The organism is Rhodoferax sp. EU05-FHT12H12 (assembly GCF_058791215.1).
Genome location: NZ_JBYTDI010000002.1, coordinates 589,563 through 613,025, shown reverse-complemented (window position 1 = coordinate 613,025; position 23,463 = coordinate 589,563). Strand labels below are relative to the sequence as shown.

General features: G+C 63.3%; 19 protein-coding genes. 1 reads left to right on the top strand and 18 read right to left on the bottom strand.

Annotation, left to right across the window (positions count from 1 at the left end; genetic code table 11):
* From murC to AC3WS7_RS07595, 17 genes are all read right to left on the bottom strand, one after another.
* Window positions 1–1,428 (bottom strand): UDP-N-acetylmuramate--L-alanine ligase, encoded by a 1,428-nt coding sequence (gene murC, locus AC3WS7_RS07675; RefSeq protein ID WP_296467383.1) that lies wholly within the window; start codon window positions 1,426–1,428, stop codon window positions 1–3.
* On the bottom strand, window positions 1,425–2,489 hold the full coding sequence (gene murG, locus AC3WS7_RS07670; RefSeq protein WP_492655934.1) for an undecaprenyldiphospho-muramoylpentapeptide beta-N-acetylglucosaminyltransferase: 1,065 nt from the start codon (window positions 2,487–2,489) through the stop codon (window positions 1,425–1,427). Before murG ends, murC begins: the two co-directional genes overlap by 4 nt.
* Entirely contained in the window at window positions 2,486–3,742 is a 1,257-nt protein-coding gene (gene ftsW, locus AC3WS7_RS07665; RefSeq protein ID WP_296467388.1) for a putative lipid II flippase FtsW, read from the bottom strand. The genes murG and ftsW overlap by 4 nt, the downstream gene beginning before the upstream one ends.
* The gene (gene murD, locus AC3WS7_RS07660; protein ID WP_492655933.1) at window positions 3,739–5,691 is read right to left on the bottom strand and encodes a UDP-N-acetylmuramoyl-L-alanine--D-glutamate ligase; all 1,953 of its coding nucleotides are present in this window, start codon (window positions 5,689–5,691) and stop codon (window positions 3,739–3,741) included. The genes ftsW and murD overlap by 4 nt, the downstream gene beginning before the upstream one ends.
* Window positions 5,688–6,866: a phospho-N-acetylmuramoyl-pentapeptide-transferase gene (gene mraY / locus AC3WS7_RS07655; RefSeq protein WP_492655932.1), complete on the bottom strand. Its 1,179-nt coding sequence runs from the start codon at window positions 6,864–6,866 to the stop codon at window positions 5,688–5,690. Before mraY ends, murD begins: the two co-directional genes overlap by 4 nt.
* A gap of 18 nt (window positions 6,867–6,884) precedes the next feature.
* On the bottom strand, window positions 6,885–8,300 hold the full coding sequence (locus tag AC3WS7_RS07650; protein ID WP_492656171.1) for a UDP-N-acetylmuramoyl-tripeptide--D-alanyl-D-alanine ligase: 1,416 nt from the start codon (window positions 8,298–8,300) through the stop codon (window positions 6,885–6,887).
* A gap of 5 nt (window positions 8,301–8,305) precedes the next feature.
* Window positions 8,306–9,802, bottom strand: a complete 1,497-nt coding sequence (locus tag AC3WS7_RS07645) for a UDP-N-acetylmuramoyl-L-alanyl-D-glutamate--2,6-diaminopimelate ligase (protein WP_492655931.1) — start codon at window positions 9,800–9,802, stop codon at window positions 8,306–8,308.
* Window positions 9,802–11,544: a peptidoglycan D,D-transpeptidase FtsI family protein gene (locus AC3WS7_RS07640; protein ID WP_492655930.1), complete on the bottom strand. Its 1,743-nt coding sequence runs from the start codon at window positions 11,542–11,544 to the stop codon at window positions 9,802–9,804. The genes AC3WS7_RS07645 and AC3WS7_RS07640 overlap by 1 nt, the downstream gene beginning before the upstream one ends.
* On the bottom strand, window positions 11,541–11,822 hold the full coding sequence (gene ftsL, locus AC3WS7_RS07635) for a cell division protein FtsL (protein ID WP_094482054.1): 282 nt from the start codon (window positions 11,820–11,822) through the stop codon (window positions 11,541–11,543). Before ftsL ends, AC3WS7_RS07640 begins: the two co-directional genes overlap by 4 nt.
* Window positions 11,819–12,754 (bottom strand): 16S rRNA (cytosine(1402)-N(4))-methyltransferase RsmH, encoded by a 936-nt coding sequence (gene rsmH / locus AC3WS7_RS07630; RefSeq protein WP_296467407.1) that lies wholly within the window; start codon window positions 12,752–12,754, stop codon window positions 11,819–11,821. Before rsmH ends, ftsL begins: the two co-directional genes overlap by 4 nt.
* A gap of 9 nt (window positions 12,755–12,763) precedes the next feature.
* Window positions 12,764–13,192 (bottom strand): division/cell wall cluster transcriptional repressor MraZ, encoded by a 429-nt coding sequence (mraZ, locus tag AC3WS7_RS07625; RefSeq protein WP_094482051.1) that lies wholly within the window; start codon window positions 13,190–13,192, stop codon window positions 12,764–12,766.
* Window positions 13,193–13,456: 264 nt separating this feature from the next.
* Window positions 13,457–14,791 (bottom strand): ATP-dependent protease ATPase subunit HslU, encoded by a 1,335-nt coding sequence (gene hslU / locus AC3WS7_RS07620; protein WP_492655929.1) that lies wholly within the window; start codon window positions 14,789–14,791, stop codon window positions 13,457–13,459.
* Between the two features lie 5 nt (window positions 14,792–14,796).
* Window positions 14,797–15,342 (bottom strand): ATP-dependent protease subunit HslV, encoded by a 546-nt coding sequence (gene hslV / locus AC3WS7_RS07615; RefSeq protein WP_105262083.1) that lies wholly within the window; start codon window positions 15,340–15,342, stop codon window positions 14,797–14,799.
* A 59-nt stretch (window positions 15,343–15,401) separates the two neighbouring features.
* Window positions 15,402–17,180 (bottom strand): STAS domain-containing protein, encoded by a 1,779-nt coding sequence (locus AC3WS7_RS07610; RefSeq protein ID WP_492655928.1) that lies wholly within the window; start codon window positions 17,178–17,180, stop codon window positions 15,402–15,404.
* 38 nt (window positions 17,181–17,218) lie between these two features.
* The gene (gene dksA / locus AC3WS7_RS07605; RefSeq protein WP_492656170.1) at window positions 17,219–18,004 is read right to left on the bottom strand and encodes an RNA polymerase-binding protein DksA; all 786 of its coding nucleotides are present in this window, start codon (window positions 18,002–18,004) and stop codon (window positions 17,219–17,221) included.
* 477 nt (window positions 18,005–18,481) lie between these two features.
* Entirely contained in the window at window positions 18,482–19,549 is a 1,068-nt protein-coding gene (locus tag AC3WS7_RS07600; protein ID WP_296467419.1) for a CobW family GTP-binding protein, read from the bottom strand.
* A 92-nt stretch (window positions 19,550–19,641) separates the two neighbouring features.
* Window positions 19,642–20,823 (bottom strand): class I SAM-dependent rRNA methyltransferase, encoded by a 1,182-nt coding sequence (locus AC3WS7_RS07595; RefSeq protein ID WP_492655927.1) that lies wholly within the window; start codon window positions 20,821–20,823, stop codon window positions 19,642–19,644.
* Between the two features lie 102 nt (window positions 20,824–20,925).
* On the opposite strand from AC3WS7_RS07595, the gene AC3WS7_RS07590 reads away from it, so the two are divergent.
* Window positions 20,926–22,482: a methyl-accepting chemotaxis protein gene (locus tag AC3WS7_RS07590; RefSeq protein WP_492656169.1), complete on the top strand. Its 1,557-nt coding sequence runs from the start codon at window positions 20,926–20,928 to the stop codon at window positions 22,480–22,482.
* On the opposite strand, the gene AC3WS7_RS07585 is transcribed toward AC3WS7_RS07590, so the two are convergent.
* Complete coding sequence (locus tag AC3WS7_RS07585; protein WP_492655926.1) at window positions 22,479–23,459, bottom strand: tyrosine recombinase XerC; 981 nt, start codon at window positions 23,457–23,459, stop codon at window positions 22,479–22,481. The genes AC3WS7_RS07590 and AC3WS7_RS07585 overlap by 4 nt on opposite strands.
* Between the last annotated feature and the right edge of the window lie 4 nt (window positions 23,460–23,463).

The window sequence follows — 23,463 nt, the reverse complement described above, 5'->3', positions numbered from 1 at the left end:
TTATCCCTTCTGCGCGAGCAGCTCCTGTTTTTGTAGCATTTCAGCAATCTTCCCAGGCACCGCACCGATCGACCCGGCACCCATGCACATCAACACATCGCCATCGCGCGCGTTGTCAATTGCGGCCTGCGGCATGGCGGTGATCTCGTCAACAAAGATCGGTTCCACCTTGCCGCCAATGCGCAGCGCACGCGCCAGCGAACGGCCGTCGGCCGCCACGATGGGTGCCTCGCCCGCGGCATAGACCTCGGCCAACAGCACGGCGTCGGCGCCTGCACCAATCACCTTCACAAAGTCTTCAAAGCAATCGCGGGTGCGCGTGTAGCGGTGTGGCTGGAAGGCCAACACCAGACGGCGACCGGGGAAAGCGCCGCGCGCAGCGGCCAGCGTGGCGGCCATTTCCACGGGGTGGTGGCCATAGTCGTCAATCACGGTGACAGTGCCACCCTGCGGCAATGCCAGGTCGCCATAACGCTGAAAGCGGCGCCCCACGCCCTTGAACTCGGCCAGCGCCTTGACCACGGCGGTGTCGGCAATGTTGAGCTCCACCGCCACGGCGATCGCCGACAGTGCATTGAGCACGTTGTGCAAGCCCGGCAGGTTGAGCACCACCTCCAGATCGGGCAACACCACGCCGTTGCGGCGCTGCACGGTGAAGTGCATCTGGCCGCCCACCGCGCGCACATTCACCGCACGCACTTCGGCCTCTTCGTTGAAACCGTAGCTGGTAATGGGGCAGGTGACCTGTGCACAGATCTCGCGCACGGCCGCATCGTCCGTACAGAGGATGGCGGTGCCGTAAAACGGCATGCGGTGCAGGAAATCGACAAAGGCCTTCTTCAGCTTGCTGAAGTCGTGGCCATAGGTCTCCATGTGGTCGGCATCGATATTGGTCACCACAGCCATCACCGGCAGCAGGTTCAAGAAAGACGCATCGCTCTCGTCAGCCTCGACCACGATGTGCTCGCCTTGCCCCAAGCGTGCGTTGGCGCCTGCGCTGTTGAGGCGACCACCAATCACAAAGGTGGGGTCCAAGCCGGCCTCGGCCAACACGCTGGCCACCAGGCTGGTGGTGGTCGTCTTGCCATGGGTGCCCGCGATGGCGATGCCCTGCTTGAGGCGCATCAGCTCCGCCAGCATCAGGGCGCGCGGCACGATGGGAATCTTCCTCTCGCGGGCGCGTATGACTTCGGGGTTGTCTGACTGCACGGCCGTGGAGGTGACAACGGCATCCGCACCGGCGACGTTGTCGGCAGCGTGGCCGACGTACGTCGTGATGCCCAGTGCCGCCAGGCGCTGGGTGGTGGCATTGTTGGCCAGATCGGAGCCAGAGATGACATACCCCAGGTTGCTCAGCACTTCGGCAATGCCGGACATGCCGGAGCCGCCGATGCCGACGAAATGGATATGTTTGACGGCGTGTTTCATCGTGCGAGCTCCTCGCAAGCGGCTACCACTGCTTCGGTAGCGTTCAGTTTTTGCATCTTTTTGGCCTCTAGCCCCCGTTGAATCAGCGCAAAGCGCTCTGTTTTTTGTAGCATTTCAGCCAATACCGCAGGCGTCATGTCCGCCTGGGGCAGCAGCCAGCCACCGCCCTGGTCGACCAGGAAGCGGGCGTTGAAGGTCTGGTGGTCATCCACCGCCGCGGGGAAGGGCACAAACACGGCGGCGGCGCCAACGGCGGCAATCTCGGTCACGGTGCTGGCACCTGCACGGCAAATCACCAGGTCGGCATCGGCAAAGGCCTGGGCCGTGTTGTCGATAAACGGCGTGAGCGTGGCCTGCACGCCAGCAGCGGCATAGTTGGCACGCAGCGCATCAATCTGCTTCTCGCCGGCCTGGTGCGTCACCACGGGGCGCTGCGCTTCGGGGATCAGGGCCAGCGCCTGCGGCACCACGGTATTGAGCGCACGTGCACCCAGGCTGCCGCCCACCACCAGCACCTTGAGCGGGCCACTGCGGCCGGCGAAACGGGCGTCAGGCGCAGGCAGGTTCAGGAATTCGGTGCGCAGGGGGTTGCCCACCCACTCCCCTTTTTTCAACACGTTCGGGAAGGCGGCAAATACGCGATCGGCCACCCCGGCCAGCACTTTGTTCGCCATGCCGGCCACGGAATTTTGTTCGTGCAGCACCAGAGGTTTGCCACAGAGCACCCCCATCATGCCGCCCGGAAACGTGATGTAGCCCCCCAGCCCCACCAGCACATCGGGCTTCACGCGGCGCACCACCTGCAGGCTTTGCCAGAAAGCGCGCAGCAACTTGAAGGGCAGCAGAGCCAAGGTGCGCAGGCCCTTGCCCCGCACGCCGCCGAAGTCCACCAGCTCCAACGGAATGCCGCGTGCCGGGACGATACGGCTTTCCATGCTGCCGGGCGCGCCCAGCCAGTGCACGCGCCAGCCCTTGTCCAACAGGGCTTGCGCCACGGCCAGACCCGGGAAGATGTGGCCGCCCGTGCCGCCCGCCATGATCAATGCTGTTTTCTGGCTCATACACGGCCTCCGTGCATGAGTTGTCGGTTCTCGTAATCGACACGGAGCACCACGGCAATCGCCACCAAATTCAACAAGATGGCCGAGCCACCGTAACTCATGAGCGGCAGCGTCAAGCCCTTGGTGGGCAGTGCACCCAGGTTCACGCCCATGTTGATGAAGGCCTGAAAGCCCATCCAGATTCCCACGCCTTGCGCCACCAGACCGGCAAACACACGGTCCAGCGCAATGGCCTGGCGGCCGATGTGCATGATGCGACGGGTCAGCCAGAGGAACAGGCCGATGACAACCACGACGCCGATCAGGCCGAACTCTTCCCCAATCACGGCCAGCAAAAAGTCCGTGTGGGCCTCGGGCAACCAGTGCAGTTTTTCCACGCTGCCGCCCAACCCCACACCAAAAATCTCGCCACGGCCAATGGCGATCAGCGAATGCGAAAGCTGGTACCCCTTGCCCAGCGCGTACTTCTCGGTCCAGGGGTCCAGGTAGGCAAAGATGCGCTCGCGCCGCCACTCGGAAAAGGCGATCATCAGACTGAAGGCCACCACGATAACGGCAGCAATCAGGAAGAACATGCGGGCATTCACACCGCCCAGGAACAGGATGCCCATGGCGATCACGGCGATCACCATGAAGGCGCCCATGTCGGGCTCGGCCAGCAGCAGCAGGCCAATCACCGCCACCGCCACCGCCATGGGGGCCACGGCACGGAAGAAGCGCTCCTTCACGTCCATCTTGCGCACCATGTAGTCCGCGGCATACAGCAGCACGGCAAACTTGGCCAGCTCAGACGGCTGGAAGTTCATGACCCCCAGGGAAATCCAGCGGCGCGCACCGTTCACGCCCTTGCCAATAAAGGGCATCAACACCGCAATCAGCAACACCAGCGACAGCACAAACAACCAGGGGGCCAGCTTCTCCCAGGTCTGCAAGGGAAACTGAAAAGCGATCAGCGCACCCACAAAAGCCACCACGATGGACAAGGCGTGTCGCACCACAAAGTGGCTGTGGGTGTAGTTGGCGAACTTGGGGTTGTCCGGCATGGCAATGGATGCCGAATACACCATCACCAAGCCCCACAGCAGCAGCGCCACGGTGACCCAGACCAGTGGTTGGTCGAAGCCCTTGACCTGCGCCGGGGTGGTGCTAGCCGCAAACGAACCGCGCCCCCCCAGACGCACCGGCAAGGCGCCCGAGGCCGCATCGGCCTTGGGGCCGAACCAGCCGCTCAGGGTTTGGCGCAGGGCGTTCATGCCAGGTGCTCCATGTCCACACCGTTGGACAAGGCCAGCTCTTTCACCGCGGCGCAGAAGACCTGGGCGCGGTGCTCGTAGTTCTTGAACATGTCAAAACTGGCGCAGGCGGGAGACATCAACACCGCGTCCCCCGCGTGGGCACGGACATTGGCCAGGGTGACGGCCGCCTCCATCGAATCGGCATCCGCCATCGGCACCTCGGCAGACGCAATCGCCTCACGGATCAGCGCAGCGTCGCGGCCTATCAGCACCACGGCACGCGCGTAACGCGCCAGCGGTGCCGCCAGCGGCGTGAAGTCCTGGCCCTTGCCCTCGCCCCCCAGAATCACCACCAGCTTGCGGTCGGCTCCCAGGCCCTGCAGCGCAGCCACCGTGGCGCCCACGTTGGTGCCCTTGCTGTCGTCAAAAAACTCCACGTCGTTCAGGATGCCAATCGGCTCCACACGGTGGGGCTCACCGCGGTACTCGCGCAGTCCAAACAAAATGGGGCCCAGTGCGCAACCGGCTGCAGCGCACAGCGCCAAGGCGGCCAGTGCATTGCTCGCGTTGTGGCGGCCACGGATGCGCAGTGCGTCAGCCGGCATCAGGCGCTGGAAGTGCAGCTCCTCGGCTTCCTCCTTGCGCTTGCGGCGGGTCTCATCGGCCTCCAGCGCGCGCACCAGCCAGACCATGCCGTTGACCTCTTCCAGGCCAAAGTCGCCAGGCCGCTGGGGCATATCGCCGCCAAAGGTGACGTGGGCCCGCTCCTGCGGGCGCTGCAGCTTGACGCGCACCGGCTCGGGCAACATGGCCATCACGGCCGCGTCATCGCGGTTCAGCACCATCAGGCCCTGCTGGCCAAAGATGCGCGACTTGGCCTCGGCATAGGCCTGCATGCTGCCGTGCCAGTCCAAATGGTCTTGGGTCACGTTCAGCACCACGGCCGCCGTGGGCTCGAAGCCGGTCACACCGTCGAGCTGGAAGCTGGAGAGTTCCAGCACCCACACTTCGGGCAAGGTGCCGGCATCCAGGTGGCCCGAGAGGGTGTCCAGCAGCGTGGGGCCAATGTTGCCGGCCACGGCCACGGTCTTGCCCGCATGGGCGACCAGCTGACCGGTCAGCGAGGTGACGGTGGTTTTGCCATTGGTGCCGGTAATGGCCAACACCGCTGGCGCATACGCCTGGTGGCTGCGCAAGGCTTGCAGCGCCATGGCATACAGGCTCAATTCGCCCCCCACGTAGATGCCTACCGCGCGAGCAGCTCCTAAAACAGGAGCAATTTCCTCCGGACTCAAGCCGGGGGAACGGTACACCGCGTGCAGGGTCTGGCCGTCCACAAGTGCAGTAGTGAAGGCGCCCGATACAAACCGCACCTCAGGCAGCGACTGCTGCAGCGCAGCCAGCTGGGGCGGCGCGGCACGTGTGTCTGCCACGGTGATGCTGGCAGCGCCCGTGCGGGCACACCAGCGTGCCATGGCCAGGCCCGAAGCTCCCAGACCCAGCACCAGGATGTGCTGACCGGCCAGCGGTGCAAAGGGAACATCAACGGCTATCGGCAGCGTGTCAGGGTCCGCATCGGGCGCAGCGCCCTCCACAGCCTCCGGCGCCACTTCGCTCAAGAGTGTGGGCTCGGCCTTGTCCGCTTGAACATCGGCAAAAATCTGCGCCACAAAAGCCGCGGCGTCGCGCGCGGCCGTCAGCGTGGTGGGCAAGCCACGGGCGTCTTTGGCAGGCTCGGCCACCGGCGCGACGGCCTGCACTGCAGACTCCAGCACCTCGGGCACCTCGGACATGTCTGGCGCCGCGGGCACTTCCGCCAGCTCTGGCACAAGCACCGGCATTGCCTCGGAGACCACTTCCAGCGCCGGTTCGGGCGGCTGTGCCGCGTGCACATGCGGCAGCACCCCGCCGTCCTGGGGGGACGCTGCGGGGTGTTCGCCGGGAAGGTGTACTTCGGGTTCGTTCATCGCAACTTCAGGGTGGACAGGCCCACCAGGCACAAGAGCATGGTGATGATCCAGAAGCGGACCACCACCTGGGTTTCCTTCCACCCCGATTTCTCGAAGTGGTGGTGCAGCGGCGCCATCTTCAGCAGGCGGCGGCCTTCGCCAAACTTCTTCTTGGTGTATTTGAAGTAGGTCACCTGCAGCATCACCGACAGGGCTTCCGCCACAAAGATGCCACCCATGATGGCCAGCACAATTTCCTGGCGCACGATGATGGCAATGGTGCCCAGTGCACCGCCCAAGGCGAGCGCGCCCACATCACCCATGAACACCTGTGCGGGGTGGGTGTTGAACCACAAGAAGGCCAAACCGGCGCCAGCCATGGCGGCACAAAAAATCATGAGCTCACCCGAGCCCGGGATGTGCGGGAAAAACAGGTACTTGGAATACACGGCGCTGCCGGTCACATAGGCAAACACGCCCAACGCAGAACCGACCATCACCACCGGCATGATGGCCAGGCCGTCCAGCCCGTCGGTCAGGTTCACGGCATTGCTGGAGCCCACGATGACCAGATAGGTCAGCACCACAAAGCCCAGCACCCCCAAGGGGTAGCTCACCTCTTTGATAAACGGCAACAGCAAGCCGGCCTTGGGCGGCAGGTTCACGTCAAAGCCGGAGCGCACCCAGTTGAAGAACAACTCCAGCACGCGCATATTGGAGCTCTCGGAGATGCTGAACACCAGGTACAGCGCGGCCAGCAGCCCAATCACCGACTGCCAGAAATACTTCTCGCGCGAGCGCATACCCTCGGGGTCCTTGTGCACCACCTTGCGCCAGTCGTCGGCCCAGCCAATCGCGCCAAAGCCCAAGGTCACCAGCAACACGATCCAGACAAAGCGGTTGGACAGGTCGGCCCACAACAGGGTGGAAATGGCGATGGACAGCAGGATCAACACACCGCCCATGGTGGGTGTGCCGCTCTTGCTCAGGTGGGTTTCCATGCCATAGCCGCGGATGGGCTGGCCAATTTTGAGTTCACGCAGGCGGCGGATCACCAAGGGGCCAGCGGCCAGGCCAATGAGCAAGGCCGTGAGCGCAGCAAACACCGCACGGAAGGTGAGGTACTGGAAGACGCGGAAAAACCCGAACTCGGGCGACAGGGTTTGCAGCCATTGGGCCAGGCTCAGCAGCATGAAAACGCTCCAAAAATATCAAACGACATGGGTGCCACCTCCGGTCACAGGCGCGGCTTGGGCCAATGCCTCGACCACACGCTCCATGCGCATAAAACGGGACCCCTTGACCAGCACACTGGCCACGCCGGGCAACAGAGCCCTGACCCGCAGCAACAAGGCATCCACATCGACAAAGTGCTCCGCACCGGGACAGGCCTGGACGGCGTGCACCGCCATCTCGCCCAAAGCCAACACATGGGTGATGCCCTGCGCGTGCGCAAAACGCCCGGCTTCGGCATGGAATTCAGGGCCTTGTTCGCCCACTTCACCCATGTCGCCCAGCACCAGCAGACGCGGACCCGGCAGATCAGCCAGGACCTGGATGGCAGCGCGCATGGAATCGGGGTTGGCGTTGTAGGTGTCGTCCACCAAGGTGACGTTTATGCCGTCACGGGCAATCTGCAGTGCACGGCAACGGCCTTTCACCGGGACAAAGGTTTGCAGCCCCTGCACCACGGCCTGGGGACTGACACCCGCGGCCAAAGCACAGGCGGCCGCGGCCAGCGAGTTCTTCACGTTGTGGCGCCCGGCAATGGCCAGGCGGTAGCGCAGCGCGCCCCAGGGCGTGCTGGCCTGAACTTGCCATGCGCCGTCCACCCACTCGGCGCCAGTGCACAGCACCTCCTGCGCGGCACCGACCGACTGCCAGCCAAACTGCACGGTCTTGCGCTGGGCAGCCAAGCCTTGCCAGACCGCGGTGTAGTCGTCGTCCAGCGGAAACACCGCCACACCATCGGCCGGCAGGGCGGCAATCACGGTGCCGTTTTCCTGGGCCACGGCCTCCACGGTGTGCATAAATTCCAAATGTTCGCGCTGCGCGTTGTTGACCAAGGCCACCGTGGGTTGGGCCATAGCGGCCAGCCCGGCAATCTCGCCAGGGTGGTTCATGCCCAGCTCTACCACGGCCAATTGGTGCTGGGAGCGCAGGCGCAACAGGGTCAGCGGCACACCGATGTCGTTGTTGAAATTGCCCCGCGTGGCCAAAGCGGCACCATCGGGGGCCTGCGCCTCCAGAATGGAGCCCACCATTTGGGTCACGGTGGTTTTTCCATTGCTACCGGTAATGGCGATCAGCGGCAAGGTGAATTGGGCACGCCACTGCGTGGCCAACTGGGCCAGGGCCCGCTTGGTATCGGCAACTTCAATCCGTGGCAAATCAAGCGGGTACGCGCTTGCATCCAGGCCCGCGTGGCACAACACGGCAGCGGCGCCATGGTTCTGCGCGTCGTGCAAAAAGGCATTGGCGTCAAAGCGCTCGCCCTGCAAGGCCACAAACAAATCGCCGGATTGGATGGTGCGGGTATCGGTATGCACACGCACCACAGACAGCTCGGTCGGGCCCACCAGACGGGCACCGTCCAGCCAAGCCGCCACCTGGGCTAGCGTCATCATCACGTTCATGCGGCACCTCCGTCAGCCAGCGGGCGCTGCTGCAAGGCAGCCAAAGCGTGTTGGTGGTCCGAAAAGGGATGCTTCACGCCGGCCAACTCCTGCGTTTCCTCGTGGCCTTTGCCTGCCAGCAAGACCACGTCGTTTGCCGCAGCCTGCATTACCGCGCTGCGAATCGCCAAGGCGCGGTCAGCCTCCACTTCCACGCCTTTGTTATCCACCAGGCCCAACAGGATTTGCGCCACGATGGCCTCGGGGCGCTCGCTGCGCGGGTTGTCGCTGGTCACCACCACACGGTCAGCATGCCGGGCGGCAATGGCGCCCATCAGCGGGCGCTTGGAAGCATCGCGGTCACCACCACAGCCAAACACAGCCCACAGTTGCCCGGCGCGGGCCTGGGCCATGGGGCGCAGCGCCTGCAGCGCCTGGGCCAGCGCGTCAGGGGTATGGGCATAGTCAATCGCCACCAAAGGCGCGCCCTGCCCGCCCACACACTCCATGCGGCCAGGCACAGGCAGCAACTTCGTGCAGGCGTCTACCGCCAACGCCAGAGGAACGCCCAAGCAGCGCATGGCGGCGACCACGCCCAGCAGGTTGGACACGTTGTAGTTACCAATCACCTGGGACTGCAAGACGCAGGACACATCGCCCTCCACCACCTCAAAGGCCATGCCATTGGCGGTGTGGCGCAGCTGCTGCGCCCGCAAGCGTGCGGGCTGCTGGCTCGACACGGTCCACAGGTCCAGCGATCCCGCCAACTCGTCGGCCAAAGCGGCCCCTTGCGCGTCGTCGATGTTCACCACGGCATGGGCCAAGCCCGGCCAGGCAAACAGCTTGCGCTTGGCCACCCAGTAGGCTTCCATGCTGCCGTGGTAGTCCAAGTGGTCCTGGGTGAAATTGGTAAACACCGCCACGCGGATATGGATGCCCGCCAGGCGCTGCTCCTCGATACCAATGGACGAAGCCTCCATGGCGCAAGCGCGCAGACCCTGGTCGGAAAACTGCCGCAGCGTCTGCTGCACGCGCACCGGGTCGGGGGTTGTCAGTCCGGTGGACTGCACATGGGGCGGTTGCCCCACGCCCAGCGTACCGATGACGCCGCAGGGCAAGGCCTGCTGCTCGGGCAGTGCGCCCAACGCCTGGGCCAGCCACCAGGCGGTGCTGGTCTTGCCGTTGGTACCGGTCACGGCGACCACGGGCAGGGTCACGGAAGGGTGGTCATAGAACTCGGCGGCAATCAGGCCGGCATCGGCTTTCAGGCCTGCATAGCTGGCGACCTGGGTGGCGTCGAAGGTATAGGCGGATGCGCCGTCCTGCTCCACCAACGCGGCCACGGCACCGCTGGCCAGCGCCGGGGCCACAAAGGCCCGGCCGTCCACGGCCGCACCGGGCCAGGCAATGAAGGCATCGCCTGCGCCGGCCTGCCGGCTGTCAGTGCGCAGCACCTGCGCACCGCGCGCGCGCAGCCACTGCACAGCCTCTTGCGGGGTGGTGAGCGCACGCATCAGAAACTCTCCTCCACCGCGTCGGCCACGATCTGCGGGCGTACGGCCATGTCGGGCTGCACGCCCATGATGCGCAAGGTCTGCTGCACCGTCTCGCTGAAAACCGGCGCCGCCACATCCCCGCCATAGTGCTTGCCGGCGCTGGGCTCGTCGATCATCACGCCCACCACGATGCGGGGGTTGTCGATGGGCGCCATGCCGACGAACCAGCCGCGGTACTTGCGGTTCTTGTCGGTGCCATAGCTCTTGCCGATGAGCTTGTAGGCGGTTCCTGATTTGCCGCCCACCGAGTACCCCATGGTCTGCGCCTTCTGGCCGGTACCGCCCGGGCTGGCGGCCATTTGCAGCATCTTGCGAATCTGGCCGGCCGTGCGCGGCGACAGCACCTGCACGCCCACAGCGGGTTCGCTGTTCTTGGTCAGGGTGGCCGGGATGAGCTGGCCGTCGTGGGAGAACACGGTGTAGGAGCGCACCATCTGGAACAGCGAAGCCGACAGGCCATAGCCGTAGGACATGGTGGCGTGCTCGATCGGGCGCCATGTCTTATAGGGACGCAGACGCCCGGAGACGGCGCCGGGGAAGGCGATCTGCGGCTTCTGGCCGAAACCGGCCTGGGTGAAAAGGTCCCACATCTCGCGCGATTCCATCTGCATGGCAATCTTGGTGGTACCGACGTTGCTGGATTTCTGGATCACGCCCTCGACCGTGAGCACGCCGTTGGGATGCGAGTCGGAGATGGTGGAGCCGGTGATGGTGATGCGCCCCGGCGTCGTGTCGATGATGGTCTGCGGCGTGACGCGTTTGGTCTCCAGCGCCAGGCCGATGGTGAATGGCTTCATCACCGAGCCCGGCTCGAAGGTGTCGGTCAGCGCGCGGTTGCGCAGTTGCTCGCCACTCAGGTTGCGCCGCTTGTCGGGGTTGTAGCTGGGATAGTTGGCCAGGGCCAGCACCTCGCCGGTGATGGCGTCGAGCACCACCACACTGCCGGCCTTGGCCTTGTTCTCGAGCACGGATTCGCGCAGCTTCTGGTAGGCGAAGAACTGCACCTTGCTGTCGATGCTGAGCTGCAGGTCCTTGCCTTCCAGCGGCGGGATCTGGTCGCCCACGTCCTCCACCACGCGGCCCAGGCGGTCCTTGATCACGCGGCGTGAGCCACTGCGACCGGCCAGCTCTTTGTTGAAGGTGAGTTCCACCCCCTCCTGGCCCTTGTCTTCCACATTGGTAAAGCCCACCACATGCACGGCCGACTCGCCCTCGGGGTACTCGCGCTTGTATTCCTTGCGCTGGTAGATGCCCTTGATGTTGAGTTCGGCAATTTGTTTGGCTACGGCGGCATCCACCTGGCGCTTGATCCAGACAAAGGTCTTGTCTTCGTTGGCCAGTTTGCGCGAGATGTCGGCCGCTGGCATCTCCAGCAGCTTGGCCAGGCGCTGCAACTGGGCCTTGTCCATTTCCACGTCTTCGGGAATCGCCCAGATGCTGGGTGCCGGCACGCTGGAGGCGAGGATCAAACCATTGCGGTCCAGAATGCGGCCGCGGTTGGCCGGCAGATCCAGGGTACGTGCAAAACGCACCTCCCCCTGGCGCTGAAAGAAATCATTCGCCACCACCTGGATATAGGCCGCACGCGCAGCAAGCACCACAAAGCCCAGCGCAATGACGCCCACCACAAACTTGCTGCGCCACACCGGGGTGCGGCTGGCCAGCAAAGGACTGGAGGTGTAGAGCACGCTGCGGCTCATGGTGCGGCTCCGGGGGCGGTGTAGGTCACGTAGGTCGTGATGCCCGGGGTGGCTTGGCGCATCTGCAACTGGTCTTTGGCAAGCCGCTCCACGCGTGCGGGCGTCGCCTGAGCTCGCTTTTCAACCTGCAAGCGCTCAAACTCAGTCTCCAGGCGGCGTGCTTCGGCACGGGCGCGCTCCAGCTCCACAAACACACGGCGCGACTCGTACTGCATGCCCACCAAATACAGGGCACTGGCCACAACGGCAAGTAGCAATACCAGATTCAAGCGGATCACACGGCCATCCTTTGCGCCACGCGAAGGATGGCACTGCGCGAACGCGGATTGCCCGCCACTTCGGCGGCGCTGGGTTTGATGCGATCCAGCGCTTTGAGCTTCATGACCTTGGGCGCAGCAAACGGCGCACGACGGTCATATTCGTCTTTGGAGTGCTTGGCAATGAACTGCTTGACGATGCGGTCTTCAAGCGAGTGGAAGCTGATCACCGCCAGACGCCCGCCAGGTTGCAAGACGTCCAGACTGGCTTCTAGCGCTTGTTGCAGCTCCTCAAGCTCGGCGTTGATGAAAATCCGAAGAGCCTGAAATGTGCGCGTTGCAGGGTTCTGGCCCTGCTCGCGGGTTTTGACCGTGTCAGCCACGAGTTGGGCCAGCTCGGAGGTGGTTGAAATTGGCCCCCGTTCCTGTCGGCGAGCAGCAATCGCCTTTGCAATTGGCCCAGCAAACCGTTCTTCACCATATTCACGTATCACCTCCGCGATTTGATTGATCTCGGCCGTTGCCAGCCACTGGGCCACACTCTCACCGCGCGTGGTATCCATGCGCATATCCAGAGGACCTTCAAAGCGGAAGCTGAAGCCCCGCTGTGGGTTGTCAATTTGGGGCGAGCTCACGCCCAAATCCATCAGCACGCCAGCCAAACTGGCCGGAGGCAATTCGCCCAGATGGGAGAAACCTTCGTGGCGGATGGAAAAGCGGGGATCGGTGATGCTGGCAGACTGCGCTACGGCGTCGGGGTCGCGGTCAAAGGCCACCAAGCGGCCAGCCGGACTCAATTGCGCCAGAATGCGGCGCGAGTGGCCGCCACGACCAAAAGTGGCGTCCACATAAGTGCCGTCGGCCGCAGCCGCATAAGGCTGGCCGTCGTTGCTGAACAATGCGTCTACTGCTTCGTTCAACAAGACGGTGGTGTGGGTCCAAGGAGCTTCCACCGTCACACCTTAGAAAGAAAAGTCTTTGAAGACATCGGGCATCTCGCCCTGCATGGCCTTCGCCTCTTGGGCGTCGTAGGTGGCCTTGTCCCACAGCTCAAAGTGATTCCCCATGCCCAACAGCATGGTGTCTTTGGCTATGCCTGCAGCTTCGCGCAGCTCGGGCGATACAAGAACGCGACCTGTCGCGTCCATCTCCACATCCATGGCATTGCCCAGGAAGATGCGCTTCCACCACTGGGCAGACATCGGCAGGGCCGCAATGCGTTCGCGGAATTTTTCCCATTCGGGGCGAGGAAACACCATCAAACAGCCATGTGGGTGTTTGGTGATCGTGAGTTGGCCTGCCGCCGTTGCACTCAGGACGTCACGATGCCGGGTCGGTACTGACAACCGACCCTTTGCATCCAGACTGAGAGACGAGGCCCCTTGGAACACCGTGAAATACCTACTTTTGCTGTGACAGTGTGGAAATGGCAATTTCGCGGCACTTTTCACCACTAAATTGCACTTTTTTGCACTGTATCAGCAAAAGCCGCGCTGGCAAGAGGGCTTGCGCGAATTTTTTCCAATGAAATCAAGGACTTAGACGCGTTTTTGCAGGCGGCAAGCAGGCAAAAATCGTTCTAAATTAAGCACTTAGCGCGCCTTATGAAAGTGATGCATGAAACACCCACTTCCACGACCGTTCATCCGAACGGCTTACAGGATGTAACGGGAAAGATCCTCGTTCTGGCTCAGCTCACCCAGGCGGGCGTCGACATAGGCCGCATCAATCGACACGGTTTGCCCCGCCAGAGACGATGCGCCAAAGCTGACATCGTCGAGCAGGCGCTCCATCACCGTGGACAAACGGCGCGCCCCAATGTTTTCGGTGCGCTCATTGACCTCGAAGGCAATCTGCGCCAATCGGGTGATGCCCTCAGGCCGGAAGTCCAGCGTGACCTGCTCGGTCTCCAGCAACGCTTGGTACTGTTTGACCAAGGAGGCATGCGTCTGGGTCAGGATGGCTTCAAAGTCCTGCACCGACAGGGATTGCAATTCAACGCGAATCGGAAAGCGCCCCTGCAGCTCCGGAATCAGATCACTGGGCTTGCTCAGGTGAAAAGCGCCCGAGGCCACAAACAAGATGTGGTCAGTCTTGACCATGCCGTATTTGGTGGACACAGTGGTGCCCTCGACCAGCGGCAGCAGGTCGCGCTGCACACCCTGGCGCGACACCTCTGCACCACTGCCCTCGCTGCGCGAAGTGACCTTGTCGATTTCGTCAATGAACACAATGCCGTTTTGCTCCAGCAGGTACAGGGCCTGGCTCTTGATGTCTTCTTCATTCACCAGCTTGGCAGCCTCTTCGTCGACCAACAGCTTGTGGGCCTCGCTGACCTTGAGTTTGCGCGTCTGGCGCTTGTTCTGGCCAAGCTGGCCAAACATGCCGCGCAACTGCTCGGTCATCTCCTCCATACCGGCCGGCCCCATCACTTCGAGCTGGGGCGCTGGTGCAGCCACATCCACCTCGATCTCGCGATCGGCCAGCTGGCCTTCGCGCAGCTTCTTGCGGAAAGCTTGGCGCGCCGTGCTTTCGGGAGCATCGCTGGCAGCCACCACACCAAATTCAGAGCGTGGCGGTGGCACCAAAATATCCAAAATACGCTCTTCAGCCGCGTCTTCGGCGCGGGCACGCACTTTGGCCTTCTCAGCCTCGCGGGTTTGCTTGACGGCGATGTCGGCCAAGTCGCGGATGATGGCGTCCACATCCTTGCCCACGTACCCGACCTCGGTGAATTTGGTGGCCTCGACCTTAATGAAAGGCGCATCGGCCAGACGGGCCAGACGGCGCGCGATCTCGGTCTTGCCCACCCCCGTGGGGCCAATCATCAAAATGTTTTTGGGTGTGATTTCACTGCGCAACGCAGCATCCACCATTTGCCTGCGCCAGCGGTTGCGCAGGGCAATCGCTACGGCACGCTTGGCCTGGGCTTGTCCAACGATGTGCTTGTCCAGTTCGGCAACAATGTCTTGGGGAGTCATGGCGTGCATATCGGTCACAAGGTTTCAATGGTGTGGTGCATATTGGTGTAAATGCACAGTTCGCCTGCAATCTCCAGCGAACGTTTCACAATGTCCGCGGCAGGCAACTCCGTGTGGTTCAGCAGGGCAACTGCCGCCGCCTGGGCGTAAGCACCGCCCGAACCGATGGTCACAATGCCGTTCTCCGGCTCCAGCACATCCCCATTGCCCGTAATGATCAGAGAGGCGTCCTTGTCGGCGACGGCCAGCATGGCCTCTAGCCGGCGCAGCACGCGATCGGTACGCCAGTCCTTGGTGAGCTCGATGGCTGCGCGCACCAGATGCCCCTGGTGCTTGTCGAGCTTGGCCTCAAAACGCTCAAACAGGGTGAAAGCATCGGCCGTGGCGCCAGCAAAACCTGCCAGCACCTTGCCATGGTGCAACTTGCGCACCTTGCGGGCCGAACCCTTGACGACGATATTGCCCAGAGTGACCTGACCGTCGCCGCCAATGGCGACTTGGTCGCCTTGCGGCGTCTTGCGGCGAACGCTGATGATGGTGGTGCCGTGAAATTGTTCCATGGTGTCAAAGTGGGGTGGGGCGCACCCAAATCAAGCTGTCGCGCACGCAGTGCGCACACTCACATGGCGCGAGGAACGACCCTGGCATGCTCATTGATGCCGATAACGTTGAAAAATGCAGCCACCAGGCGGTGCACGTCCTGGAACTGCACCAGGCTGCCCTCGGACTGGCGCATGGCCACCCAGTTGAGAATGCTGCCTGCAGCGGAAAAATCGACGCGAATCAGGTGGCGACAGGACACCACAATGCGCCCGCCTTCGGCGCGCGAGGTGTCCAACCCTGCCAGCGCCTGGGTGGCGTCCCCCAGCACATCGCCCCGCAGCTCCAGACCGGACACAGGCAGGCTGTCCAAGCCCATCGGCACGGTGGCTGCAGACTCGAAAGAGGGCGGCGGCCCACCGGCCTGTGCGGCCGCAATTTCAGCCGGTTCGTAGTGGCAACGGGCAGGCTCCCAGGCGGGAGGCGACACCTCGTAGGTCACGCAATAGTCGAGTGCTGCCAGTTCAAACTCATCATGCATCTGCATGGTGCGCAGGGCATTGAGGCGCACGGCCCACCAGGCGGGATCCACGGAACGGTCACCCGAAGGCATGGTGGCACGCAAAGCCAGAACCAGACGATCTGCACCGCCGAACTGCAGGGCCACCGCCTCGTCGCACAGGCTGCCAAACAGCCCGCCCAGCAATGGCATGGCCTCGGCATCCAGCATGGTCACCGCTGACCAGTCGATCACCCAGGGCATCGGCTGGGTGGACATGGCTTCGCGCAAATCCTCCATTGCCAGTGCAGTCAAACGGAGCGGGCAACGCCAGATGGCATGGGGCGCGCCCCGCATGCTACGGCCGAAGTCCGATGCACCAAAAGGCGCCGCTACCGTGGTGACCATATCCGGAGCAACACCGGAGAGTGCTGCCCAAACAGGAAGCGCAGGACCCCATACGTGCGCCAGCTCGACCAAAGCCCAATCAAAACGTGTCCGGTTGTTGGTGGCGCGGTACAGGTCCATCAGTGCCGCAGCCCAAGAGGCCGAGGCCTCTGGCGTAGCCGTGATGCTTTGCAAGGCATTGAGCAAGCCCGTTTCAGCCCCGGCATCATCGCCATTGGCGAAGCGGATGGCAGCCTCTTCCAACTCGGGGTCGGTGTTCATGTCATCCACCTCAATGGCAAACAGCTCAGAGGTGGAGAAAGTCAGATCAGTGCCGCCATCGCGCCCCTTGGCAGGGGTGCCTTGTGGCGTACGCTGCGGCAGGGGCACATGGCTGGACATGGGCAGTGGCATGCCGCTGCCCATCTGGGTAGCCGCATACTCTGACGGCGCCACACCCGACACACTGGAATGCAACTCGGACGATTCGGTGGCTTCAAAATGGGACGTCAAGGTGGCCGCCACGGTGGGGGCGGAAGCTTGGTGCGGCAGGGGCCCAGCCCCCACTGCGGCACCACCTGCCACCGGAAAGCCACCTTGCGCTGCCGCGGCATCCTGCTTGCCCTTCCACCACTGCTTGGACATCTGGGCTTCGATTTCGTCGATTTTCTTCAGGGTGACCGCGCGGCCATCGGGGTCCGTGGGGATGCTGGTCTGAAAAAAAGAAGGGCGTGCCAACGTTGCAGTGGCAGAGGGGTCTCGGTTGCGCAGCTTGCGCAACTGGTCGAATTCACGCCTGCGGACAAAGTCGTTTTGCCGCTTGCGCTCAATCATGGCCTTCAGGGCCTGCTTGTCGTAGCCGCTGTCCTGCTCAGGCTCCGCCCGGTCCAACTCCGACCAATCCTTGGTCGGGTTGCGCACAAACATCGCCACCTTGGACAACAAACCAGGTCGATCGTCTTTGGTCGCCATAAGTCAGTGGGGGTGCTCCGCAGGCCAGAAAATTACGCTCAATCACCAAACATTTTCTGCTTGAGCTCGCGACGCTGCTGCGCTTCAAGCGACAGCGTTGCCGTGGGGCGTGCCAGCAGACGGCCAACGCCGATGGGCTCGCCGGTTTCATCGCAGTACCCGTAGTCACCCGCGTCGATACGGGTGATGGACTGCTCAATTTTCTTGAGCAGCTTGCGTTCGCGGTCACGGGTGCGCAACTCCAGCGCATGCTCTTCTTCAATGGTGGCGCGGTCCGCGGGGTCAGGCACCACCGAGGTGTCTTCACGCAGGTGCTCCGTGGTCTCGCCTGCGCTGTTGAGGATGTCGCGCTTGAGGATGGACAGCTTGAGGCGGAAGGCCGCGAGCTGCACATCGTTCATGTATTCGGAGTCGGGCATGGCCAGCAACTCGGCATCGGTCAACTCAGCCACCGGCTTGGACTTCCAGTTGTTGGCAAGCTTGGCGTCTTTCTTGACGGCGGCGGGAATCACAGGGGCAATCACGGGGGAAGTCATGGTAAGGGTATAGCTGGCTTTGGCGGCTGTGGAGGCCACAGATTGCGCCATGGAAGGCACGGTAAGTTGAGCCAGGCGGGAAGATGGACGCCCTGACTTGGCAGGCACGGCAGCCACAGGAGCGGCTACCGGCGCAGCCACAGGGGCTTTGGTCACCACAGGCGCCGCAACCGTTTTGGCGGGTGCGGTTTTCGCAGGGGCCACAACCTTCACGGCGGGCTTGGCGGTCGCTTTTTCGGCAACCGCCTTTATTTTAACTGCGGGCGCCTTGGCAGCAGGTTTGGCCACCGCTTTGGCGGCAGTTTTGACCGGTGCCTTGGCAGCCCCCTTGGGTGCCGCTTTGGCAGCGGGCTTGGCGGGGGCCTTAGTCACCGGCTTGGCGCTTGCCTTGGGGGCTGGCGCTTTGGCCGCGGGTTTGCTGGCGGCTTTGGGGGCCGCCTTTTTGGCCGCAGTTGGGGCTTGCACCTTCACTACCGGTTTGGCTGCCGCTTTGGCTGCTGGCTTGGCCTTGACGTCTTTGGCTTTCACGTCTTTGGCTTTGGTGTCTTTCCCGGATGTCGCTTTCACTTCTTGTCTCCTGGCAGTACTCGCCTGCGCACGGTCCCTGGTGGCTGCTTCCGTTTTGGCCGCCTTGGCAGGCGGTGAAACGGGGGTTTCTTCGGCGCGCGAGTGTACAGGTTTCCCCATCGGGAAACCCATCAGTTGCAAAAGCGAGACAATCATTTGGCTCCCAGCCGGTAATTGGGGTGGTTCTGTGGGGTGGGGTCAGACCAGCGACTGTTCCATGCCCTGCAGGAAGATGTCCTTGGGCAGATCAATGCCGATGAAAACCATTTTGCTGCACTTCTGTTCACCCTCGGCCCAGGCAGGGCCCAGATCGCTGCCCATGAGCTGGTGCACGCCCTGGAAGATGACCTTGCGGTCCGTACCCTGCATGAACAGCACGCCCTTGTAACGCAGCATGCGTGGGCCGTAGATGTTGACAATGGCACCCAGGAAGTCCTCCAGCTTGGCCGGGTCAAACGGCCGATCGGACTTGAAGACAAAACTTTTCACATCATCGTCGTGGTGATGGTGGTGACCATGGCCGCCGTGGTCGCCATGCGCGTGGTCGTGCTGGTGCGAAGGGTGGTCGCAGTGCTCGCCATGCGCGTGGTCATGGTGATCGTGGTCATCGTCCTTGAGGAAGTCGGGGTCGATGTCCAGCTTGGCGTTCAGGTTAAAGCCACGCAGGTCAAACACTTCTTTCAGGGACACCTCGCCAAAATGCACCGCTTTTTGCGGAGCCCGCGGGTTCATGTGTTTGATGCGGTGCATCAGCGCGTCCAGATCGTCCTTGGACACCAGGTCCGACTTGCTGATGAAAATCTGGTCGGCAAAACCGATCTGGCGGCGCGCCTCCTGGCGGTCGTTGAGCTGCTGCACCGCGTGCTTGGCGTCCACCAGCGTCAGGATGGAGTCCAGCAAATAGGTCTCGGCGATCTCGTCGTCCATGAAAAAGGTCTGCGCCACCGGGCCGGGGTCGGCCACACCGGTGGTTTCGATCACCACGCGCTCGAAGTCCAGCTCACCCTTGCGTTTTTTCTCGGCCAGGTCTTTCAGGGTGGTGCGCAGGTCTTCGCGGATGGTGCAGCAGACGCAACCATTGCTCATCTGGATGATTTGCTCGTTGGTATCGCTCACCAAAATGTCGCTGTCGATGTTTTCCTCACCGAACTCGTTTTCGATGACGGCAATTTTCTGGCCATGGGCCTCGGCCAGCACGCGTTTCAGGAGCGTGGTTTTACCGGAACCCAGAAAGCCGGTCAGGATGGTGGCGGGAATCAAGCTCATGGGAAATTTCCAAAATGGTGCAGTGCAAAAGACAGTAGTTGGGGAGTGTAGCGAGCCTGTCAAGCCCCCACACATCGCCACAACCGGATGGCTCAGCGGCGCATGACCACCAAGCCCTTGAGGTACTCACCCTCCGGGAAGGCAATGGTCATGGGGTGGTCGGGGGCGCCCCCCATGCGCTCGGTGATATAGCCGTCCACCCCCGCGTCCGAACCGGCCCCGGCGATGATTTTGTGGAACAGGTCCGCGCTGATGCCGCCCGAGCAGCTGTAGGTGAACAGCACGCCCCCCGGTTCCAGCAGCTTGAAGGCCAGGCGGTTGATGTCCTTGTAGGCACGCGCAGCACGTTCGGCATGGGCCACGGTGGGCGCGAACTTGGGCGGATCCAGGATGATGGCGTCAAACGTCCGCCCCTCGGCCCCAAAAGCCCGCAGGCTGGCGTTCACGTCAGCATCCATAAAGCTGGCGCGGCTGGCGTCAAAGCCATTCAGTGCCACGTTGGCCGCGGCTTTTTCAATCGCCGGACCACTGGAGTCGATGGAGGTGACATGGCCCGCACCGCCCGACAGGGCTGCCACCGTGAAACCGCCGGTATAGCAATAACAGTTGAGCACGCGCTGAAAGCCCAAGCGGCGCGTGGTCTCGGCAAAGCGTTTGCGGCTGTCGCGCTGATCCAGGTAGAAGCCGGTCTTGTGGCCTTCGGCAATGGACAGCGCCAGCTTCCATTCGTGCTCCTGCAGCACCAGATCGGTGGCCCCCTCACCGCGCAACCAACCGGTGGCTTCGGGCAGGCCTTCCAGGGCACGGCTGCTAGCATCAGACCGCTCGTAGAGCTTGGTGAGGCCAGTGGCTGCCAGCAGCGCGTCGGCAATCACGCCCTTCCACTTCTCCACGCCCGCCGAGGTGAACTGCGCCACCAGAGTGTCGCCGTAGCGGTCCACGATCAGGCCAGGCAGACCGTCGGACTCGCCATGGACCAGGCGCACACCATCACTTTTTATGTCAAATCTGGCTCTAGCCCTTATGGATGCTGCGCAAGCAGCTATAAAAAAGCTAGCATCAATGCGCTGTGTTTCGTCAAAACTCCAGACCCGGGCCCGAATTTTGGACTGGGGGCTGAACGCCGCCCAGCCCAAAAATGCACCTTCTGCGGACTCTACCCGCACGGTCTCGCCGCTGTCTCCACCGCCCTTGGCAATGGCAGACTCAAAAATCCAGGGGTGGCGGCGCAACAGGGAGCGCTCTTTGCCGGCGCGCAGGCGAATGGTTTTCATGGCCGAGATTGTGCGTCACACGCCGGCTCCGGTTTACAAGCCCGGAGGGGACTTCTATAGTGGGGCGCGTCTACACACCACCACCGGGGGCCTGCCATGGACATGCGCAATGTGAAGTTTTCCACTCGCCTGGCACTTGGATTTGCCTGCTTGGTGGCCCTGGTGGCCTTCATGGCGGCGTTTGGCCTCTACTCGGTGCGCAACATCAACATCGCGATTGGCAGCATCTATGCCGACCGGGTGGTGCCGCTCAAACAACTCAAAATCGTGTCCGACATGTACGCCGTGAGTATTGTGGATGGGGCCAACAAGGTGGCCGCTGGCATGTACGAACCCAAGGCGGCGCTGGCCCAGGTCGACCAGGCCACGGGTGCCATTGCCGAGGAATGGAAGGCCTACATGGCGACCAAACTCACCGTCCAAGAAGCCCAGGATGCGGCCAGCGTGGCCGAACTGATGGGGAAAGCCGCCCCGGTGGTGGCCTCGCTGCGCGCCGCACTGGAGAGTGGTGACAAAGACAAGGTGACTGCGCTGATTCGCCCCATCTACGAAACCGTGGACCCCTTGACCGGTGCCGTGGGCAAACTGGTGGACCTGCAGCTCACCGAAGCCAGGGGCGAATACGACCGGTCTACCGCTGACTACCAAAAAACCATCGCGCTGTTCAGCGTCATCGTCGTCGTGGCCATCAGCATCGGCAGCGCCATTGGCCTTCTGCTCATCCGTGCCATTTCCCGCCCACTGAACCAGGCGGTGGATGTGGCGCGCGAAGTGGCTGGCGGCAACCTGACCCAGCACATCGAGGCCAAAGGAAAATCCGAAACCGGGCTGCTGCTAAGTGCGCTGCGGGACATGCAGGACAGCCTGGTGGCCGTGGTCGCCACGGTGCACCAGGGTTCGGAGGGCGTGGCCAGCGCCAGCGCCGAGATTGCACAAGGCAATAACGACCTCTCCGCCCGCACCGAGCAGCAAGCCAGCGCGCTGGAAGAAACTGCCGCCAGCATGGAAGAGCTCAGCGCCACGGTGAAGCAAAACGCCGACGCCGCCAAACAGGCCAACCAGTTGGCCAGCACCGCCGCCAGCGTGGCCCAGAAGGGCGGCCATGTGGTGGGCCAGGTGGTGCAGACTATGAAGGGCATCAACGAGTCCAGCAGCAAGATTGCCGACATCATCAGCGTGATCGACGGCATTGCCTTCCAGACCAACATCCTGGCGCTGAATGCGGCGGTGGAAGCGGCGCGCGCCGGTGAGCAGGGCCGCGGCTTTGCCGTGGTCGCCAGCGAGGTGCGATTGCTGGCCGGGCGCAGCGCGGAGGCGGCCAAGGAGATCAAGACCCTCATCAGTACCAGCGTGGAGCGGGTGGCCCAGGGCTCCGCCCTGGTAGACCAGGCCGGCGCCACCATGGCCGAGGTGGTGCAGAGCATCCAGCGCGTGACCGACATCATGGCCGAGATCAGCGCAGCCAGCAGCGAACAGGCCATGGGCGTGGAACAGGTGGGCGAAGCCGTGGTGCAAATGGACCAGACCACCCAGCAAAACGCTGCGCTGGTGGAGCAAATGGCGGCTGCGGCCAGCAGCCTCAAGTCCTTGGCGGGCGACCAGGTGCGGGCAGTATCGGTGTTCAAGCTGCCTCAGGGGCAGCACGCCCTGCCCGGCTAGGCGGGTCCGTCTTTCTTGGGGCCGCGCAGGCGCGCGCGGGGGTGGGCCGCGTCGTAGGCCTTCGCCAGGTGCTGAAAATCCAACCGCGTGTAAACCTGTGTGGTGCTGATGTTGGCGTGGCCCAGCAGCTCTTGCACAGCGCGCAGGTCGCCGCTGCTTTGCAGCACATGGCTGGCAAACGAGTGGCGCAGCATGTGCGGGTGCACCGGGGTGTTGAGCCCAGCCAGTTGGCTGCGGCGCTTGAGACGCTGCCAGATGCTTTGCGCCGTGAGGCGCGTGCCGTTACGCCCCGTGAACAGGGCCACGCTGGCGTCTGCCAGTGCGGTGGGCACCGGCGCGGCGCTGGCCGTGCCGCTGGGGCCGCGCAGGTCCAGCCAGCGCTGCAGCGCCGCTAGAGCCGCGGCCCCAACCGGCACGGTGCGGCGCTTGCTGCCCTTGCCCAGCACATGGGCCTCGGCGGCCTGCAGGTCAACCCAGCCTTCGGCGTCTTTGCTGGCCACCACGTCCAGGCCCACCAGTTCGCCCACGCGCAGGCCGCTGCCATAGAGCAGCTCCACCATGGCGGCGTCGCGCGCCTCCAGCCAGGCGTTGTCCTCGCTCTCAAAGTTGGCCAACTGCACCGCGTCGTCCACGCCCAGCGCCTTGGGCAAGGGCTTGGAGGCTTTGGGGGCACGCACGTCCTGCACCGGGTTGCTGGCCACCAGGCCCTGGCGGCCCAGCCAAGTGTAGAAACCGCGCCAGCCGGAGAGGATGAGCGCAATGCCGCGGCCGCTGCGTCCGCCGCTGTGCATCTGCGCCACCCAGCGGCGGATGTGGTGGTTTTTGACCTCGCGCAGCGCCACCTGGGCCTGGGTGGCGTCGGCCGCCAGCTTGCCCAGGTCCAGCGCGTACAGCTCAACCGTGCGCATGGCCAGGCGTTTTTCGACGCGGACGTACTCCAGGTACTTCTCGACCAGGGCCGTGTCGTCCGCAGTCACGACC